Genomic DNA, 20,234 nt, shown 5'->3' with positions numbered 1-20,234 from the left:
AGGATATTGCTTGGCTGATAGTGGTAATACGGCGCTCACCGTCTTCTTGGATTAAAAAGCCGCGAGCGAGGGGCGCATTCCATTGCTTGGTCATCGCAGCGTATCACTCCGTTTCACGGCGGTACTTTGCCGGGTTCAAGCAGGACCAGAGGAGCAATGAACACCGCCGTCAGCCTTTAAGTTTCGCAGCCTTTCGAATATCCCACGAGCGATATTGAACTCGCGGGCTCGACCGCGCCCCATGGAGTTGGTCGTAAGAGTCTCTGTGAGAATTTTCCGCCTGATTAACTGGTCGATCGTTTCAGTCACTCCACCACGTGTCAGGCCGGTAAACTCACTGATATTGGTGAGCGTCAGTCGCTGATTGCTCAGGTGCAAATGATGCAGGACGACCATCATGCCGATCTGCTTGACGCGAGACTGAGGCGTCTCATTGTCAAGCGGGTTGTCCAGGATTTCGCGCGAGACTAAGGCACCGAAAGTGAGGCCGCGCCATTCGGCGCCCTGTGCTTTTCGCATCGTTCAATCGTGCGTGCGCAGGCCTTAAGATCCGGTAGCGTTATCTGCCAATGCGCTCGTGGTCTCCAAGGGGGGGCGAGCTAGTAGTGGTCACCATGCGCACTTAGCGTCGCGAACCGGACCACGCAGCTAAAACAGCAAGGACCGTGCCCACGCAGACGATGAAAATGCAAATACTTACAATAAAGGCGAGCGTTTCCATGACGATACCCCGCATACGCGGCAGGCTGGAGGTACATCACTCTCAATCGTGGGCGCCTGGAAATCCGAGCTGACGACTGCGATCTTATCAAGGAAGTCTTTTTCTTGCCCGAAAATTAATTTGCACAACGTTTGTTTAATACCATGCGTTAATTGTTCGCTTGCTAATTAGCAAAGCCCAAAATCTGGGGAGACGAGCCGCCCGCCGGTGATCATTTGTAGTTTCCGAGGATCAGCCAAAGCGACGCGGCGCAGAGCAGAAGCAGCGCGATAAGTACCGTCAGTGAGGATGCCGCGCCCATGTGTGCCTTTGATTGTACGGATAACCCGCCGGACAGCTTGGCAGTTTCACCTCCAGCTCGGCTAGGAGCACTGCAGCCGCAGTTCATGCACACGCGCTCGGGGTGGACCTGTATCCCCGACATGATCCGGCCGGTCGAGCAAGCTGAAGTCGTTCGTAACACGGCTTCGCCTCATTTCTCGCGCCGACGGCTGGACGCGTCGTTCTTCGCCCGGATCAGCTGATCAAGAGACCAAAGCCTCATAAGCTTTCTGATCCATCTTAAGGCGGGCGACGAATGGCGAAAGGCATCATCTGCCCGCACGTAAGCAGCTTGACGCTCCCGCACCTGGTTGGCGCGCGATGCCCGGTCCTCCGCGAGGAATTCGGAACGACGGGACTTTGACCCCGAATCTGGATCGTTCGACATGACCCCACTCACATCGGTTTGGATTGCAGGCCTCGAAAACGTCACCGCAGATCTAGGGTTCCATCGCGTGCGCCGCTCGGAACCTGATGCCCTCCGATAGATTGTATGCCCGGCGGGTTTCCCCGCCGCCCAATCCGACTGCCCCGCCGCTCCTACGAGCGCGCGGGGCTTTTCGTTCCCGCACCCGTCCGCCAATATCCCTGCATGTGCGGACGTGTCATAGCCAAGAGCCCGGCCGAGGTCCTGGTGGCCCTCTTCGGCGTCGAGCGCCGGCAGGGCGACATGCCGGAGCCGTTGCCCCGCCGTTACAACGGCGCGCCCGGGCTGGAATACCCCCTGATCATCCGCGAGCCGGACATGCCCGGCAGCACCTTCATGATGGCAAAATGGGGGTTCGTCCCGGCGTGGTGGACCCCAGACAAGGGCCTGCCGCGGCGGCCCGTGAATGCCATGGCTGAAACCGTCGCCACCAACGGCATGTTCAGAGGGGCTTACCGCTCCCACCGAGCGCTTATGCCGGTCGATGGATATTTCGAGTGGAAGGCGATCAAGGAGAAGGTCAAGCAACCCTATGCCATCGCGCTCACCCACGGGCGCCCGTTCGCACTGGCGGCGATATGGGACCGCTATCGGGACGCGGGCGGCGTCGAGTGGAAGACCTTCTGCGTCATCACGTGTGCCGCCAACGAGCTGATGTCACGGATCCATGACCGCATGCCGGTGATCCTGGCGCCGGAAGATTATGATCGGTGGCTTGGCGAAGAACCGGACCCGCGGGAGTTGCTGCGCCCCTTCCCGTCCGTCCACATGACCATGTGGCCGGTGTCGACGAGGGTGAACTCGGTCGCGAACGATGACCCTTCGCTCATCGATCCGATCGAGCCTGAAGACGGCGAGCCCGAGGCATAATCCCCACAACCTCCGATCGTCTTGTTCTTTTTTTGTTCTCGTGGAATCCATAGGGCCATCGAGCCGATGGAGAGTGCCATGACGGAAAGCGTAGCGCCCGCCGAACGGGAACCTATGGACGATAAGTTGAGCGCCGCCGTCGGTGAAATCATCGAGCTGTGTGACGGCGATGCGGTTACCGCTGTGGGGACTGTGTATGTCGCGTACTGCCTTCTCGAGGAAGAGCATAAGAAGCTGCAGAGGCGGGTGTCGGCCGGGTTCGGACGCACTCTGCCCAGCGCGCGCCTGGCGGACCTTTAATGGCTGGGCGCCATCGAAAGCGCGTCTGGACGCCGGCTCATTCGGAGAGGGCTGTGGCGCTGCTGCACCGCTTCCGTACCGACTTGGTGGCGCTTAACGCAGACGCCCCTTTTGGCTCGCCGGAGTACAGGGCCCTCGGTGAGATGATGCACGTCACCGCGGCTGCGCTCGAGACGTTCGGGTATCCAGTCTACATCCCGCCGGCGAGGGGGTGAGGCAAGAGTACGTGTGCCTGGCGCTTTTGTGGGTCGTTGGGCGCGCTCGAAAGCGGGTCTGGGACCGGGCAAGCGGTAGGCTACTCGTCCTCATCTGGGCCTGCTTTAAGTCGCCTGCACCAAAGCACCGATAACGACGACCGCTAGACCTTCCTATGCTTAGGTCTCGATACTCAGATCAAGCTCAGCGGGCTCGGGGAGGGGTTGCCAGTGGGTCGGAGGCGTTACGTTCGCCCATGCCTTTCCGTGAAAGTGTGCATCATACCCAGCCCAGAATGGGATCGGCTTATCTTCATGTCGATCATGGCTCCACCAAGCAATGTTCACCATACCATTGCGGGAAACCAAAATTCTCCTGCCATCCTTCGGCGCGCTCTCTATGGATTTCCACTCCGACCCCATCTCAACCTCCGCTGTCTTGGACGAGCGGACAAAGCTATCCCCTTTTGTTTGCCTTGTGCTGCATTCTTTTTGGCCCCAAGGCTCACCTCATTCGCTGCGTCGTCAGGAAGCTTTCAAGCTGGGCCGTCGCCCGTTCGATATCATCAGATGTTCCGCTTTGTGCTGCTAGGAGAAGAAGTTCCATCGTGTAGATGAGGGCTTCATTGGTCGTGACGTCTTTAAACCGCATCAGCAAGAACTCTGCAGCTTCCTTGAGGGTCGCCAGCGTTCCCGATGCGCGCCCTTTGAGCGCAACCACGTGATGAAGGCCGTCGTTCCAATGATGTGGCATGACGGCGAAATGCTTTAAGTTTTCGGCGTGCCAGAGTGTGGAACGACGCGAAGGGACAGCACGTAACTTTTACCCCGGGATCGTCCCACCTGAGACGATTACCCGTCCGCAGACTCCGCAGGTGCCACGGACGGAGCGCCAGCCGCCGCCTCGCTCACCACGCGCACAAAGTCCTCTCGCGAGAGCTTGCCGTTTGCATAATTTGTATAGGCATTGACGAGGCTGATGAGCGTCGGCCTCAGGTTATCCATCTTGCCCACGCATAAGGGCGCAGAAGCGTGTTTCACCTTAGGTTGTCGGGGCCCGACGCGCCGTCATTCGATGAAGCGCCGCGTCGCTCTTGGCACGCCCAAGACGCGATCGGTCGATAGAAAGCTTTGCCTTCCCAAACCAGTTGTTGAAAAGGCCTGGTCCACCCATCCTGAGGGTGTCCTTGGAAACGATGGCCTGAAGCACCCGCACTTTATTCGCTAAAGCGGCACGTGCGATCATAACGTCACCTCGAAGCGACCGGAGCGAGAAGTTTCGCGCTCGCTAGTTGCGCCAGCACCATAGCTCTGTTTCCGGTTGAAAAGGAAATATTTGTAGGGGCTGAGCATACCGGACATGATTTCCACTAAGGCTTGGTCGGCAGGCTTCGTGGGGGTGACGGAGGCCGGCCTACTATGAATGAGCCGCCGCTGCCAAGCCGATGAGAGCGCTATGACGTTTGATGCCTTTGGGTTTTTGCCGTTTTCAATCGCATTCTTCGTGGCGCTGGGGGCGGCTTGTCTGGTCTACGTGGCGCCGCCGATGAATATATTGGCCTTTTGGTAAAATAAAAGTCCACGAATATCATGTAATTATATGGTTTATTAAACAAATCAGTTTATCTACGGTGCCGAATTACCTTTAAGCATAGCAAAAGGCGTGTGAGCTATAGATTTTTCTTGTGGAGAATTGGACCATATCCCCCTCAAGAACGGGGGTTAGTGATGTCGAAGCAGGATGCAGTACATTATCTGATGGCGTTCGTCCCAGGGCTTCTCACCCTCGCCCGGGCGGCACGGCTCGAAACCTCGGCCTATCTCCTTGCTATGCTTCTGGAAGACCTATCGGCGGAGGCGGGCGCACGCGATGAGCCCGACCGGCGTGCCGAATAAGTTGCACTGAGGGTGTCGATGGGGCGGGCAGGCGGTCAAGCGCCCAACGCCCGCAGGAGCCATACCGCTGGCTGCGCGAACATCGCGGCCAGAAGCACCACGCTCACGCCGCCAATCACCGACCAGGCAAGGATCCGCTTCCAGGCCGGCGCGTCGGGCGATGTCCAAGGCACCACATCACGTCGGTTGTCATTGGCCGACTGCATCCTTGACGCACTTAGGTGTGAAATTTGTCCGGGCAGCGCCGACAAGCTTTTTGTCCCTGACCTTCGTATCGCACGTTGCTTGAGCATCTTTCTGGCACTTCGTCATGAAGGAGTTTTTCGCCGCCTTGGCGCGGTTCTAGCGGGCAGAGCTGGCCGTGAAGGTATCCGATCATCCTCCTCTTCATCACGCGGCGATAGGTGCCGACGTGGCAGAGTCGGTCAGGTGCGCTTGCGCAAGTCCCAAGGCGGTATGAATTCATAGGCCCACATGCCGACACGTGCCTTCCGCGCTCCGGCCTCGCACAGCTATATGCCACATAAGCGAGCGCCGACCCGGCATGGCCGCTGCGATGTCCTTGCCGGCGGCCCTGCACCGCGCCAGCACCAGCGTGTAGCGGTCGCGGCCCTTCTACTCACAGCTCACGACGCGCGCCTCGAACCATTCTGCCTCATGGTCGCCTCCCTCACCGGGAACGAAGGGGGATTGCGACGGGGCTCAGAGGCGTATGGGATTGGTAAAATCCTATCCCCGCAACCATCTCTCAGAGAGGTGCGCCGCCGGGGAAATTGCGTAACATTTTGCGTAACATAATCTGCATATTGAGCGACTAACCATTTGATAATAAACAACACTAGGTCTGGTGCAAATCCCTCCCTCTCCGCCAGTCTCTTCAGATAAGCCGTTGATATCTATTGCCGTTCGAGACGGGCGGTATTGCTGCCCCTGCATCTGCCCATCCCGATGGTTTCCCGACTGCACCAGACCGGCCGGGATGAAGGCACTGACGGCCTGCTGGCGCGCGACATAGGCTTGTTGATCCGCCGATAGCTTGGGCTTGCGGCCAAAGCGGATGCCTCGTGCCTTTGCCCGAATCTGTCCCTCGCCTGTGCGGGAGCGGATCAAGTCTCGCTCGAACTCGGCGAGCCCACCTGAGATGGCAAGCATCAAGCGGCCTCCTTCCTGACGTCCAGAACGTCGGCTTGCGGGCGTGTGAGGCAGGGCACAGCCATGTGTCCGCACGCCGTTTTGCGTGGGTCACGTTTCCGGTCTTCATGCCGCTATTCCGGACGCGCGCTGACAGCGAGGTCAACACCATGCTCAGGGGCAGATTGGGGCCAATGGTCTGAGCGCGGCGCCGTCATTGTCTCAGCCTCCGCGGCCACCCATGCGCGACGAGCATCTTCCCGCAAGTTCGGCGCCCTCGGCCGTGCCGAACAGATGGGCCTTTGGCTCAACGGCGCCGGATGATCCGGCCCTTTCGCTTGGTGCTTTCGTCGGGAGCATCCTCACATCTACCAGCCCGCGCCGGGCAATGTCCCGCTGCGCGCAAAACGGAGATTTTTGCGCGCAGAAGGACGGACTTTTCCCGATCAGCGCTTGTCCCACGGTAAGCGATTTTATAGCCATTGAAGCTGGGACAGGGCTATGCGGCGGCGGGCGTCGGGGTGGGGTGGGGGACTTCGGAAATGGGACGGATTGGGTCTCGGTGTGATTGCGCTCCGCGTCGTGCAGATGCCGCCGCTTCCGTCAGCCTTCTCCGCAAGCGCGCCGTGCATATGTGCTCCGCGACCCTGCCGCCGCGGGTGGTGGGGGGATCGGCGCCGCTTCCCGCCCTGCGACGCCGGGCACATGCGTTCATTCTTGCGGGCACGGTGGCCGTGGGTGGAGCGGTCGCAGCCCTCCCGCCGGCTTTGGTCATGGCGTTGCTCGCTTCCGGGTCGGCCCTGGCCGACGGCGGTGCCGGCAGCGCCGGTGCCCCCGGGGGCGGTGCGGGCGGCATTGACAGCGTCGATGACGTCGGCGGCGCCGGCGGCCCCGGCTCTTCTGCCGGTGGCGGCGGCGGCGCGGGTGTCTCTGGCGGGGATGGTGGGACTGGCAGCAACGGCTTTACGGCTGGCGGCACTGGCGGAACGGGCCCTGGTGGAGCGGGGGGCACCGGCGGCAGCAGCCCCCTTAGTTTTGCAATGGGCGGCGGCGGTGGCGGTGGTGCTCACGGCTATTTCGGGGCCGCATTGCCGGTAGGCAATACGACGGGGGGAGCCGGCGGAACCGGGGGTGATGGGCTGAACCAAGCGGAGGGCGGCGGCGGTGGTGCCGGCGGCTATGGCGCGGTTGTTTCCGGCAGCGGTGCTCTCGGCACGCTTTCCAATACCCTGACCGGCGGGGCCGGCGGCAACGGCGGGGTCGGATATTGGAGAGGCGGTAACGGCGGAAGTGGTGGTGCGGGGCTTGTTTTCTCCAGCGCGAGCGGTGCCACGGTCACGATCGATGCACAGGTGCAAGGCGGTACCGGCGGGGTTTACGCGCAGCCTTCGATCTTTACCTCAAGCAACGGTGCAGGCGGAGCGGGCATCGTGGGCCAGAACCTCGCCATCACCATGGGGGCGAACGGCAGCGTGGCCGGCGGCCTTGCGGGCGGCGGCGGCCTGCGGGCCAATGCCATCACCTTCACAGGCGGCGCGAACAGCCTGACATTCACAAATCCCACCTCCGGTCTCACGGGCAATATCGGCCTTGAGAACGGGGCGTCCCTCACCTTCGACCAGCCTGCCAATGTGAGCGTGACGAATCTGATCACCGGAAACGGCTCGATCACCAAGCAGGGCGCCGGCATTCTCACCCTGTCTACCGCCAGCACCCATACCGGCACGACGACCATCAATGCCGGCACGCTACGCGCCGGCGTGGCCAATGTGATCGCCTCCAGCTCCGCCTTGACCCTGGCCGACACAAGCGGCGCCCTCTTCGACCTCAACAATTTGAACCAATCCATCGGCACGCTGAGCGGTGGCGGCTTCAATGGTGGCAACATCGGACTGGGGAATGCCACGCTGACGGTGAACCAGGCGGCAGATGCCACCTATGCGGGCGTGATTTCCGGTAACGGCGGGGTGACCAAGTCCGGCGATGGTGTTCTGACACTGTCCGGCCTCAACACTTATGGGGGCGTGACACGGATCAATGCCGGTGTCCTCAGAGCCAGCAATCATTCGGCCCTCGGCGACCCCACCGGCGGCACCGTGGTCGCCTCAGGCGCCGCGCTGGAACTCGAGGGCGGTATTGACCTGGGCACCGAGGCGCTGGAGCTTAACGGCACCGGCGTTTCGAACGGCGGCGCCCTGCGCTCACTCTCCTCGTCCTCCCAGGCGGATGGGGTCATCACGCTGGGCTCCGATGCGCGCATCAACACCGATGCCGGCAGCCTGACGCTGGGAGGGGGGATTTCGGGTGCGGGTTTTGGCCTGACGGTGGGCGGGGGCGGCAATACGGAGATCTCGGGTGTCGTCGGCACCACCGCCGGCACCTTGACCAAGGACGGCACCGGCATGCTCACCTTGAGGGCGGCCAATACCTATACTGGCGCAACGACGATCAATGCCGGCACGCTGAAACTGTCCGGCGCAGGCAGCATCGCTGGCTCGTCCAACGTGGTGGTGGACGGCACCCTGGACCTTTCCGACATGACCTCCGGCGCCACCATCAACACCCTGTCGGGCAGCTCGGCGGGCGCTATCGTGGGCGGACAGCAGCTCACCGTGATCCAGAACGCCGACGGGACCTTCGCCGGCAGCCCCCTTTTCGTGTGGCTGGTGAAACAGGGAACCGCGACGCTGACCTTGAGCGGCAACGCCAACTTGGCGCGGGCAAACGTAGAAAATGGAACGCTGCGCATCACCGGACAATTCGCCTCCCAAGGCGGCAGTCCACAGTTCGGCTCCCTCGTCATAGGCACCAATGCCGGTACGAATGGGACCGTGCTGGTGACGGGCGCGGGCGCGAGCTGGTCGACGGTCACCACTATTACGGTGGGCGCGGGCGGCGCCGGCACGCTCACCGTTGATGCCGGCGGCGTCGCAGATGTCGGGGATACCATTTTAGCCTACGACGGAGGCTCCAGCGGTACGATCAACCTCAAGGGCAACGCCACCGACGGGCGCGGTGTGTTTGCCCCGTACACAGTGTCAAAGGGGGTCGGGGCGGGGCAGCTGGTCTTCGACGGGGGCATTCTGCGGGCAAAGGGCACCTGGCCCGGAAGCATCCTGTCCGGCTTCGCGGCAGGCGAGATCGATATCCAAGCGGGCGGAGCTTTCATCGACAGCAACGGCGGCGACTATTTTATCGACGCGCCTTTCTCGGGTGTGGGGGGCCTCACCAAGCAGGGCGCCGGCTCGTTCTCCCTGAGCGGGACCAATACCTATCAGGGCGCGACCACCATCGAAGCCGGCACGCTGGCTCTGTACAACGCGGATAGCATAGCCGCATCGTCCAACGTGGTGGTGAACGGCACGCTGGACGTTTCCGCCGTCGGCGCGACCATCAACACTTTGTCGGGCACATCGGCGAGCGGTGTGGTGGCGCTGGGGGGCGGGCCCCTCACCGTGACGCAGACCGCCGACGCCACCTTCGCCGGCAGCTTCACGGGGACCGGCGCCTTGATGAAGGAGGGGACGGGAATACTGACCCTTTCCGGTGACAGCTCCGCCTACGCAGGGGTAACGAACGTAAATAACGGGATGCTGCGCATCACCGGGCAGCTGGGTGGTGGGCGCGATGATCAAACCATAGGCCTCGGTGGCGGCATGACCGGGGCCGTGCTGGTGACGGGCGCGGGCGCGAGCTGGAACGTCGGACACCAGACTCTTTTCGTGGGCAAGGATGGTAGCGGCACGCTCACCATCGATGCCGGCGGCACTGTCACGACCGTGATCGCCTACACCGGCTTCACCTCCCCGTCTTCTTCCGGCACGATCAACCTCAAGGGCAGCGCCAGCGACGGGCGCGGCATGCTCGAGGCGGAACAGATTCTGCGGATCTCGGGAACCGCGCAACTCGTCTTCGACGGCGGCGGGCTGCGGGCGCGCCGTGACATCTCTGAATTTCTGTCCGGCTTGAGGTCGAACGAGATCGACATCCGGGCGGGCGGGGCCTTCATCGACACCAACGGCTTTGCCATCGGCATCAGCCCGGTCCTGTCGGGCGTGGGCGGGCTGACCAAGCAGGGCACCGGCACCCTCACCCTGACCGCAGCCAATATCTATCAGGGTTTGACCACCATCGAAGCCGGCACGCTGGCCTTGTCCGGCACGGGCGGGATCGCGGCCTCATCGGGTGTCGTGGTGAGCGGGACCCTGGACATTTCCGGCACCACCTCCGGGGCGACCGTCAACAATCTTTCGGGCACCTCGGCGGGCGGTGTTGTGGCGCTGGCGGACAAGACCCTGACGATGGTGGCGCAGACCGGCTTCCTCGACTATGCCGGGTCGCTTTCAGGCACCGGTACCTTCATCAAGCAGGGCACGGAATCCTTCACGCTCGGCGGCAACAGCAGCGCCTTTGCCGGCACCACGCAGGTGAACGAGGGCATCCTCTTCGTCAGCAACCACGGCGGCACCTCCGCGGGCGTGCTGGGCGGCAATGTCACCGTCGCCTCGGGAGCGACGCTGGAAGGGGTGGGCGGCACCATCACCGGGGCGGTGAGCGTGGCCGCGGGCGGCGCGCTGGGCTGGACCACGCAAGGGTCCAACATCGGCGGGCTCACCATGGGCGCGCTGATGATGGGTGCCGGGGCCATCACCACCATCAATCTGCTGTCGCCCGTGCCCGCGGGCAGCATCTTCACCGTCACCGGAAACGCCACGGTCAACGGCACCCTGAACCTGGAAGGTGGGCTGGGGAACGGGGTGGGCGTCTACCGGGTGTTCTCCACCGGCGGAACGCTGACCAATAACGGCCTGGTCCTCGGCCAGACGCCCTCCGGCGGCTACGTCTTCCAGATCGACACTGAGACGACGAGCCTGGACGTGGTGGTGACGACGCCGGACACCAGCCTCCAATATTGGAGCGCGGACGGCACGACGCGCGGCGGCAGCGGCACCTGGACGTCGAGCAATCCCTGGCTGGGCGTGAACGGCGGCTACGCCCCCTGGGCCGGCCAGGTGGGCGTGTTCGACGGCGCACCGGGCATCGTCATGGTGGACGGGACCCAAGGCTTCGGCACGCTGGAGTTCATGACCGCGGGCTTTACGGTCCAGGCGGGGACGGCGGGCGTGCTGGACCTCGGCGCGGGCGGCCTGCTCTGGGCGGAAGGCGAGGACACCACTGCCACCGTCTCGGCGCCCATCACCGGCACGGGGGCGCTGACCAAGACCGGCGCCGGCACCATCATCCTGTCCGGGGACAACACCTACCAGGGCGGCACGGTGCTCCAGGCGGGCACGCTGATCGTGTCCTCCGACGTCAATCTCGGCGCCGCCTTCGGGGCGCTCACCTTCGCCGGCGGCGATCTGGAGACCACCGCGAGCTTGACCAGCACCCGCAACGTGGTGCTGGCCTCCAACGGCATGATCAATCCGGGCGAGGACACGACGCTCACCCTCACCGGTACCGTCTCCGGCGCCGGTGGCATCATCCTCGGCTCCGGCACGCTGGTGCTCGCCGGCACCAACACCTATCAGGGCGGCACGACGCTCTATGGCAGCACGGTGCAGGTCTCGAGCGACGCCAATCTCGGCGCGGCCTCGGGCGGGCTGACCTTTAACGGCGGCACGCTGGCCACCACGGCGAGCTTTTCGAGCGCCCGGAATGCCGTCCTCAACGCGCCGACGACCACGAACGGCGCGAGCATCCCCGGCAACGGCGTCTTCGACACGGCAGGCGGCACCGCGCTCACCTTGTCCGGGGTGGTCTCTGGCACCGGCGCGCTCACCAAGACCGGGGGCGGCACCCTCATCCTCGCCGGCGCCAACACCTATGGCGGGGGCACCACGGTGTCCTCTGGCACGCTCGTTCTCGGATCATCCACGGCGGCGGGCACCGGGGCCATCGCCATGGCCGGCGGCACCACCTTGGGCTTCGCCAATGGGGTCAATGTCGCCAATGCCATCGCGCTGGGTGGCAATGTCACCTTCGATCTCGCTTCGGGCAGCGCAACAGCCTCCGGCCCGCTCTCGGGCGCGGGCAACATCGCCTTCACCGGCGGCGGCATCATCGGGCTGACCGGGGATAGCTCCGCCTTTACCGGCACCACCACGGTCACCGGCACCTTGTCCATCAACGGCACGCTGGGCGGCAGCATCACCGTGGCCTCCGGCGGCACCCTGAAGGGCAACGGCACGACCGGTGCGATCACCCTCAATGGCGGCAGCATCATCGCGCCGGGCAACTCGCCTGGCACCATCCATGCCAACGGCCCCGTCGTCTTCGGGGCCGGCTCCATCTACCAGGTGGACGTGACGCCGCAGGGCCAGCACGACCTCATCACCTCAACCGGGGCGGTGACCATCAATAACGGGGCTGGGGTCCAGGTGATCGCGGTACCCGGCGTCTACGCCCCCAACGCTACCTACGCCATCCTCACCACCTCGGGGCTGGTGAGCGGCACCTTCGGGTCGGTGACCTCCGACTTCGCCTTCCTCACCCCGACGCTCAGCTACGACAGCCAGAACGCCTATCTGACCCTCACCTACAATGACGGAAGCGGCGGCGGTGGTGGCGGAGGAGGCGGTGGTGGTGGCGGCTCCAGCCCGCGCTTCGCGTCCTATGCGACCTCCGCCAACACGTTCGCCGTGGCCAACGCCGCCCAGGCGCTGGGGGTGGGCAACCCGCTGTTCAACGCCATCGTCACCTTGCCGGTGTCCGGGGTGCCCGGCACGTTCAACGCGCTCTCCGGCGAGGTCTATCCCTCGGCCATGTCGGTGTTCCAGGATGAAAGCCTGATCCTGCGCCGGGCGGTGCTCGATCGCGCAAGGGTGCCGGTTCGGGCGCCGTCGAGCGCGCCGCTGGCCTATGCCACCACGGCGCCCTCCGGCACCGATGTGATCGAGGTGCCCGGCACCCCCAACGCCTTCTGGGCCCAGGGCTTCGGCGCCTGGAGCCGGATCGACGGCAACGGCAATGCCGCAACCATCTCCGGCGATGTCTCCGGCCTCTTCGTCGGCTATGACCGGACCTTCTCGACGGGGACGAGCGACTGGCGCCTCGGCTTCGCGGCGGGGTATTCGTCGTCCAACTACCAGGTGGATGCCCGCTCCTCGTCCTTCTCCAGCGACAATGCCCATGTGGCGGTCTATGGCGGCGGCAGCTTCGGCTCGCTCGGAGTGCGGTTCGGCGGGGCCTATAGCTGGGCGGACATCAGCGCCAATCGCGCCGTCATCTTCCCCGGCTTCTATAACGCCCTCACCGCCGACACCTCGGCCCGCACGGGTCAGGTGTTCGGAGAGGTGGGCTACGGCCTCTCCTTCACCACGGTGAATGTCGAGCCGTTCGCCGGGCTCGCCTACGTCAACGTGAACCTTTCCGACTTCACCGAGATCGGGGGGCCAGCGGCGCTCACGGGCTACGGCGGCAGCGAGGGGGTGACCTATTCCACCCTGGGCGCCCGCATCTCCGTGCCGTTCGCCTTCGGGACCATCCCCACGGCCTTCAAGGGGACGCTGGCCTGGCAGCATGCCTTCGGCGACACCACGCCCGAGGCGTTGTTCGCCTTCGGCCCGGCTGCCCAGCCCTTCGCCATCTCCGGCGTGCCCATCGCCACCGATGCGGCGCTGATCGAGGCGGGGCTCGACATGGCGGTCACCGCCAATGCCTCGCTGTCCATCTTCTATGCCGGCCAGCTCGCCGAGACAGACACCAACAACATGCTCAAGGGCAGCTTCACACTGAGGTTCTGAGGACGGGCTAGTGCGGTCCATCCAGAGCATTTTTGAGCTCCGGCAACGTGACAGGCTCGAAGCCTAGCCGCTCGGCTGGCCAAGATCGACAGCCGATGTCGAGAGCCAGATCGGCGGTCGACGCCGCGCTTCGCGAGCGGCCGGAGGGAAGCAGCCCTCCGGCCGCCCCCGTCACGCGATGCGATCGCCGGGCTTGATCTGCACGGTGCGGCTGTCCACGCCCGGCAGCATCTTGGACGGATCGCGCGTCACCACCACGTCGAGCACGGTCGGGACGCCGCACCGCTCCATGGACTGGCGCAAGGCGCCGGCGACGTCCTCCGGCCGCTCCACGCGGATGCCGCGGCAGCCCATGGCGTTCGCGACGGCGGCATAGTCGATCTCGCTGAGGTCAGAGGACTGGTAGGCGCCCTGGCCATACATGAGGTGCTGGAGCGCCTTCACATAGCCGGAGGCGGCGTTGTTGATGACGATGACGGTGAAGTCGAGCTTCAGCCGGCGCGCCGTCTCCAGCTCGCCCAGCATCATGTTGAAGCCGCCATCGCCGGTCAGAGCGAAGACCGGCGCGTCCGGCGCCGCCAGCGCGGCACCCATGGCGCCGGGCAGGCCGTAGCCGATGGACGCCGAGCCACGATCCGGCACGAAGGCGCGCCCCGCGCGCGGGGAGTTGAACAAAAGGCCACCCCAATGGGCCGCGAAGCCGCCATCCGCGACGAGATAGCCGTTCTCCGGCAGCGTCCCGTTGATCTCGGTGAGGAGGCGCGCGATGTCGATGGGCGTCTCGCTGGAATTCAGCCGCTCGCCCACCTTTTCCCGCCATGCCGCCATGCGGGCCGAGATGTCGGCGGGCCGGCCGGCCCAGCGCGCGGAAAGCTCCGCCTGCCGGGTGCGCAGGGCGGCCTCAAGATCCTCGAGGCCGAGCCGCGCATCGCCCCACAGCTTCACGGCGGCGGGCACGGTGCGGTCGAATTCCTCGGCGACGCAGTCCAGATGGATCAGCGTCTTGCCGAGGGAGGGGATGGTGTAGCGCTTGGTGGCGATCTCGCCGAGCTTGCAGCCCACCACGATCAGAAGGTCGGATTCCTCGATCAGCGGGTTGGCGATGCGGTCATAGCGGCCAAACAGGCCGGCATTCAGCGCATCCGCGCAGGGAATGGCCCCCTTGCCGCTCAGCGTGTGGGCGACCGGAATGTTGAGCCCGCGCGCAAAGGCGGTGAGCGTTTCCGCTGCGCCCGAAATATGCACGCCGCCGCCCGCGAGGATGACGGGGGACTTGGCCTTGGTGATCAGGTCCGCCGCCCGGGCGATGCTCGCGCCGTCGGGGCGCGTGCGCAAGGCCGGCACGCTCGCGAAGGCCGTGTCGACCTCGAACTCGCTGACCGGGAAGGCATAGACGGCGTGGGAGATGTCCTCCGGGATGTCGATCACCACCGGGCCGGGCCGGCCCGAGGTCGCCACCGTGAAGGCGCGCCGCACGATCTCGGGAATGCGGTTCACCATCTCGACGCGGATCAGCTCCTTGCAGACCGGGCGGAGCAGGTCCACCTGCCGGCATTCCTGGGTCATGTTCTTCCAGGAATGGGCACGGTGGGTGTCGCCGGCGAGGATCACCATGGGCGTGCCGGCATTCAGCGCTTCCATGAGACCGGTGACGAGATTGGTGGCGCCAGGCCCGAGCGTCGCGTCGCAGAGGCCCACGCGGCCGGAGACCTTGGCATAGGCATCGGCGGCGAAGATGCCGGCGCGCTCGTCATTCACCAGGAAGTGCCTGAGGCCAAGGCGGCGGGCCGCATCATAGAAGGGCAGGAGCTGGAAGCCGCCCATGCCGAAGATGGGGCCCGCGCCATAGGCGAGGAACATGCGGGCGATGGCTTCACCGCCTGTGATGGACAGAACCTCGGGGCCGGAGCCGGCCTGAAGCTCGACATGCTGATTCATGGGATAAAATCTCTTCGTGCAGGGAAATGGAGGGTCAGTCGGTGGTCGCGCCCGAGGCTTGGACCACCTTCGCCCATTTGGCGGTCTCGGAGCCGATCAAGGTGGCGAGCTCGGCGGGGGTGCTGGAGACCGGATCGGCGCCCAGCGTGTCAAACTGCTGCTTGGTGGCGGGATCGTTCAGCACCTTCACGGTCGCGGCGTTCAGGCGGTCGACGATGGATTGTGGCGTCTTGGCCGGGGCGACGAGCGCGAACCAGGAGAGGACCTCGCAATCCGGCAGGCCCTCTTCCGCCATGGTGGGAATGTCGGGCGCGGCGGGCGAGCGCTTGGCGCTCGTGACGGCGAGCGCGCGCAGCTTGCCGGACTTGATATAGGGCAAAGAGGTGGAGAGGTTGTCGAACATGGCCTGGATCTGGCCGCTCATCAGGTCGACGGTCGCGGGGGCGCTGCCCTTGTAGGGAACGTGGGTGAGCTTGGTGCCGGCCACCATGTTGAACAGCTCGCCGCTGAGATGGACCGAGGAGCCGCTGCCCGAGGAGCCGAAATAGATCTCGCCGGGCCTGCTCTTCGCGAGCGCGATGAATTCCTTCACCGTCTTGGCCGGGACGTTCGGATTGACCACGAGAACGTTCGGCACCGTGGCAACCAGCGAGACGGGCGCGAAGTCCCGCTCGAAATCGAAGGGCAGGCGCTTGTAGAGCGTCGTGTTGATCGTGTTGGCGATCGTGCTCATGAACAGCGTGTAGCCGTCCGGCGCGGACTTCGCGACGAATTCGGAGGCGATGGTCGCGCCGGCGCCGGGCTTGTTGTCCACGATCACGGGCTGTCCGAGCTCCTCCGAAAGCCTCTGGCCGAGGATGCGCGCGATCTGGTCGGTCGAACCGCCGGCCGCATAGCCGACCACGAGACGGATCGGCTTGGAGGGATAGGTCTGCGCCCAGGTCTCGATCGGCGCGGCCGCGAGCGCGGCGGCGCAGACCAGCGAGGACAGCAACAGGCTTCTGCGGTTCATGACGTTCCTCCCTTGACTTCCCCATGAAGTCCATAATATGGACTATTTGTGTTTCACTCGATTTTCGGAAAAATATCTCCAGACATAATCCTGTCAATGAAAAGATTTCATGGCGGATTTCTAGATCTTTAGAAGTCCATATTATGGACTATATGAAACCAAAAGAGGCAAGCATGAGCGGGTCCAGCGACGCGGCGGGGGTTCAGAGCATCCGGCGGGCGGCGAGCGTGCTGCGAGCGCTCGCACAGCGCAGCCAGTCGGGTGCGCGCATGGTGGACATCACCCGCGAGACCGGCCTCATCCACGCGACCGCCCACCGCATTCTCCAGGGCCTCATCGCGGAGGGGCTCGCGAGCCAGAACCCAGCGACGCGGCGCTATCATCTCGGCCCTTATGTCTATGAACTGGGGCTGCTCGCCGAGCCGCGCCTCGCCTTGAGCGGGGTCGTCGAGCAGTCCGTGGATCTGCTGGCGGAGCGCACGGGCGATACCGTCTTCGCCGCCGTGCGCGCGGGCGGGGATGCGCTGTGCATCAGGCGCAAGGCGGGCAGCTTCCCCATCCAGGCTTTTACGATCGATGTCGGCGCGCGAATTCCGCTCGGGGTCGGCTGCGGCGGCCTCGCCATGCTCTCGGCGCTGCCGGAGGAGGAGGCCGACAGCATCATGGCGGCGAACGCGCCGCGCCTCGCGAGCTTCACCAGCCTCGAGCCGCAGGTGCTCGTGCGCCTCGTCGGGGAGGCGCGCGTGCGCGGTTATGCGGTGAATGTGAGCCGCGCGCCCGGCGTGGTTGCCGTCGGGGTCGCGGTGCGGGGGGCGGATGGCGTGCTCGCGGGCGCTCTCAGCGTCGCCGCCATCGAAAGCCGGCTGCCGCCGGAGCGCATCGAGCAGGTCGCCCGCCTGCTGCGCGCCGAGGTGCGCCGCATCGAGAAGGCGCAGCAGCCGGCGCGCAAGCCCGAGGCGGAAGAGGAGTGAAGTGCCGTTCGGGTCATGGACTCATAAACTCTGAGCCAAAGGCGGGTTGAGGCGAGCAAGACCGCGGCGAGGAAGTTCCTGGCGAGCCGTCGAAGCACGGGCGGATCATGGCGCTGCGCATCGCCATAGCCCTGGGCTGCACGCCGATCGGGGCGCCCATCCTCGGATGGGTGGCCGACACTTCGGCCCGCGCTGGGCGCCGGGCGCGGGCGCGGCGGCCGCTGTTTTTCTGGCCCGATCCTCCCACCAGAAGGCCCCGCGCCATGTCGCGGAGAGCTCCGGAAGCGCTTAGGCCGACCCTCCGCCGACGCCCCGTCTCCTCGCAGGCGGGAGATGGCCTTACGTGCCACAGAACGTCCGCAGGACCTCTTCATCCGGACGCGGCGGCGCTTCGTAAACCGCGTCGCCGGGCTGGTCCGAAAAGGGCGTGGCCAGGACGCGGACGAGGTCATGAAATGGCGCATAGTCGCCCTCATCCACAGCCGCGCGGATGACGGATTCGATCTGGTGATTGCGCGGGATGAAGCGCGGATTGACCTGAAGCATGGCGCGCGCCCTCTCCTGCGGGGAGACGGGATCCCGCAGCAGGCGGGTCTTGTACCGGTCGTACCAGGCCTCGAGACGCTTCGGATCGGCGAACAGGTCGGCCAGCCCGGCAGGAGCGCTTTCACCTGCGGGCAGCCGTGACAGGCTTCGGAACGTGAGGGTGAAGTCCGCCTGTCCCTCGCGCATGGCCTCCAGGAGGTCCTCGACAAGCCCGGCGTCCTCGGGCTTTTCGGTGGTGAGCCCGAGCTTCGCCCGCATCCGGCGCAAGTGGGCCGTTTCGAACAGGCCCTTGAAACCGCCGAGCACCTCTTGCGCAGCCGCGACCGCCCGCTCCGGGTTCTCATCGATCAGGGGTAGCAGGGCCTCGGCCAGCCGCGCCAGGTTCCAGGCTGCGACGCGGGGCTGGTTGCCGAAGGCGTAGCGGCCGAACTCGTCGATCGAACTGAACACCTTTGCCGGATCGTAGGTGTCCAGGAAGGCACAGGGCCCGTAATCGATGGTCTCGCCCGAAATCGCCATGTTGTCGGTGTTCATCACGCCGTGGATGAAGCCCAGCGACATCCAGTGCGCGACGAGGCTCGCCTGCGCGCGGACCACATGATCGAACAAAGCAAGGTATCGATTGTCCGCATCGGCAGCATCGGGGAAATGCCGTGCGATGATATAGTCCGCGAGGCTTCGGAGAGCCTCGGCGTCACCGCGTGTGGCCGCATACTGAAACGTCCCCACCCGGATGTGGCTCGCGGCGACACGGGTGAGAACAGCCCCCGGAAGCCCGGTCTCGCGCTGCACCCGGTCGCCGGTGGCAACGGCCGCCAGCGCGCGCGTGGTGGGAACGCCAAGGGCGGCCATCGCCTCGCTGACGATGTACTCGCGCAGGACCGGCCCCAGGGCTGCGCGCCCGTCGCCCCGTCGCGAATAGGGCGTGCGCCCCGCGCCTTTCAGCTGGATGTCGCGCCGCGTGCCGCTCCGGTCCACGACCTCTCCCAGGAGGACGGCGCGACCGTCTCCGAGCTGGGGAACGAAATTGCCGAACTGATGTCCGGCATAGGCGAGCGCGATCGGCATGGACGCGCTCACGACCGCATTTCCGGAGAGCATCGCGAGGCCGTCCGCGCTCCGCAGCCACTGCGTGTCCAGGCCCAGTTCCTCGGCCAGCCCGTCATTCAGCCGGATCAGGACCGGCTGCCGGACGGCGGTCGGGTTCACGGCGGAATAGAGGCTCTCTGGAAGCGAGCTGAACGTGCTCTCGAACGCAATCGCCATTACCGGACCAGTCTGATGTGGCTTTCGTATCCCCGGATAGATGGGTACGGGCGGCAAACCGGACAACCGCCGGCGCTGCCTCGCCGCCGGCGGGGTCCTTCGGCACCGGGGACACCACCCGCACAAAAGCGAAGGGCCGACCCTTTCGGGACGGCCCTTCCATTGTCCTGCCTGGAATGGGCAGCTCAGGCGAGCGCGACCCCCGAGGCGGAGGTCTTGCTCATGAGGACTGCCACGCGCGGCAAGTGACAATGAGACATCTGACCACCTCCTTTCAGTTGTTGAACGATCCGCAGGATGTGGCGACGCGCTTTCCGATGTCAATGGCCGCTCCTCGGAGGCTCATCGTCGGAGGTCGCACGACCGGCGGTCACTCAAGCATGGGCCCCCGCGCTGCGAATGATGCTGATGGCATCGCGCGAGCTCGTTCGCAGCTCACGATGACCGGCCCTTGCTGTCGCCCCGCCTATCCCGGACCTCATCGAGCTCACCCGAGACGCTGGGCTTGTGTTTTCGAGCAGCCCTTGCGCGCACAGCCTTTGAATGTAGCCGCAGCCCCGCAGTCGGGGAATCTGCAAGCTTCTTAAATAACACTGAGATGACGAACTTGCGTCTTCACCATAAAATATAGCTCGAGCGGGCGATCGGCCAACGTTCCACTTTCACTTTGATGCTGAATATTAGTCGACTTATAAAACAAAGTTGACTCTTCCGGCTCCGCATCCTACGGCCTGATCCTGTGCGCTGCGGTGGTGGGGACCGCGTCTAAGCTTACGCAGCGCTAGGTTTCTTCTAGAAACCAATGCAGTCGGGGGTTTTTCAAAAAGCATCGCGAACTATCCGTTCGGTGGAGCGAGCATCGCTTTACTTAACGTAAGCACTCGGGCTGCGGCCCG

Annotated in this window: 12 protein-coding genes; 5 read left to right on the top strand and 7 right to left on the bottom strand. The window is 64.7% G+C overall.

The window, feature by feature from the left end; genetic code table 11:
• Positions 1–135: 135 nt before the first annotated feature.
• Positions 136–519 carry a MarR family transcriptional regulator gene (locus ABLE91_RS16785; protein WP_348932487.1) on the bottom strand — a complete coding sequence of 128 codons (384 nt, stop codon included), beginning with the start codon at positions 517–519 and terminating at the stop codon, positions 136–138.
• A 1,115-nt stretch (positions 520–1,634) separates the two neighbouring features.
• Here ABLE91_RS16785 and ABLE91_RS16780 point away from each other — a divergent pair.
• Together ABLE91_RS16780 and ABLE91_RS16775 are read left to right on the top strand one after the other, a co-directional pair.
• The gene (locus ABLE91_RS16780) at positions 1,635–2,339 is read left to right on the top strand and encodes an SOS response-associated peptidase (protein WP_348932485.1); all 705 of its coding nucleotides are present in this window, start codon (positions 1,635–1,637) and stop codon (positions 2,337–2,339) included.
• A 78-nt stretch (positions 2,340–2,417) separates the two neighbouring features.
• Positions 2,418–2,639 (top strand): hypothetical protein, encoded by a 222-nt coding sequence (locus ABLE91_RS16775; protein WP_348932483.1) that lies wholly within the window; start codon positions 2,418–2,420, stop codon positions 2,637–2,639.
• Between the two features lie 699 nt (positions 2,640–3,338).
• Here the strand turns inward: ABLE91_RS16775 and ABLE91_RS16770 are convergent.
• On the bottom strand, positions 3,339–3,587 hold the full coding sequence (locus tag ABLE91_RS16770) for a hypothetical protein (protein ID WP_348932481.1): 249 nt from the start codon (positions 3,585–3,587) through the stop codon (positions 3,339–3,341).
• A 974-nt stretch (positions 3,588–4,561) separates the two neighbouring features.
• Between ABLE91_RS16770 and ABLE91_RS16765 the strand changes: the two genes are divergently transcribed.
• Positions 4,562–4,729 (top strand): hypothetical protein, encoded by a 168-nt coding sequence (locus ABLE91_RS16765; RefSeq protein ID WP_348932480.1) that lies wholly within the window; start codon positions 4,562–4,564, stop codon positions 4,727–4,729.
• Positions 4,730–4,764: 35 nt separating this feature from the next.
• Here ABLE91_RS16765 and ABLE91_RS16760 read toward each other — a convergent pair whose 3' ends face one another.
• Positions 4,765–4,980: a hypothetical protein gene (locus ABLE91_RS16760; protein WP_348932478.1), complete on the bottom strand. Its 216-nt coding sequence runs from the start codon at positions 4,978–4,980 to the stop codon at positions 4,765–4,767.
• A 478-nt stretch (positions 4,981–5,458) separates the two neighbouring features.
• The gene (locus ABLE91_RS16755) at positions 5,459–5,956 is read right to left on the bottom strand and encodes a recombinase family protein (protein ID WP_348932477.1); all 498 of its coding nucleotides are present in this window, start codon (positions 5,954–5,956) and stop codon (positions 5,459–5,461) included.
• A gap of 677 nt (positions 5,957–6,633) precedes the next feature.
• On the opposite strand from ABLE91_RS16755, the gene ABLE91_RS16750 reads away from it, so the two are divergent.
• Positions 6,634–13,605 carry an autotransporter-associated beta strand repeat-containing protein gene (locus ABLE91_RS16750; RefSeq protein WP_348932475.1) on the top strand — a complete coding sequence of 2,324 codons (6,972 nt, stop codon included), beginning with the start codon at positions 6,634–6,636 and terminating at the stop codon, positions 13,603–13,605.
• Between the two features lie 171 nt (positions 13,606–13,776).
• Here ABLE91_RS16750 and ABLE91_RS16745 read toward each other — a convergent pair whose 3' ends face one another.
• Both ABLE91_RS16745 and ABLE91_RS16740 read right to left on the bottom strand, forming a co-directional pair.
• Entirely contained in the window at positions 13,777–15,543 is a 1,767-nt protein-coding gene (locus ABLE91_RS16745; protein ID WP_348932473.1) for a thiamine pyrophosphate-binding protein, read from the bottom strand.
• Positions 15,544–15,577: 34 nt separating this feature from the next.
• Positions 15,578–16,555, bottom strand: a complete 978-nt coding sequence (locus ABLE91_RS16740) for a tripartite tricarboxylate transporter substrate binding protein (RefSeq protein WP_348932471.1) — start codon at positions 16,553–16,555, stop codon at positions 15,578–15,580.
• A 173-nt stretch (positions 16,556–16,728) separates the two neighbouring features.
• On the opposite strand from ABLE91_RS16740, the gene ABLE91_RS16735 reads away from it, so the two are divergent.
• Entirely contained in the window at positions 16,729–17,526 is a 798-nt protein-coding gene (locus ABLE91_RS16735; RefSeq protein ID WP_348932469.1) for an IclR family transcriptional regulator, read from the top strand.
• A 339-nt stretch (positions 17,527–17,865) separates the two neighbouring features.
• Here the strand turns inward: ABLE91_RS16735 and ABLE91_RS16730 are convergent, their stop codons facing one another.
• Positions 17,866–19,338 carry a protein adenylyltransferase SelO gene (locus ABLE91_RS16730; RefSeq protein WP_348933004.1) on the bottom strand — a complete coding sequence of 491 codons (1,473 nt, stop codon included), beginning with the start codon at positions 19,336–19,338 and terminating at the stop codon, positions 17,866–17,868.
• Between the last annotated feature and the right edge of the window lie 896 nt (positions 19,339–20,234).

This window comes from Aquabacter albus (assembly GCF_040049275.1).
Taxonomy (GTDB): Bacteria; Pseudomonadota; Alphaproteobacteria; order Rhizobiales; family Xanthobacteraceae; genus Aquabacter.
Note: the sequence above shows the minus strand (reverse complement) of the source record. Positions and strands in the feature narration are given on the sequence as shown.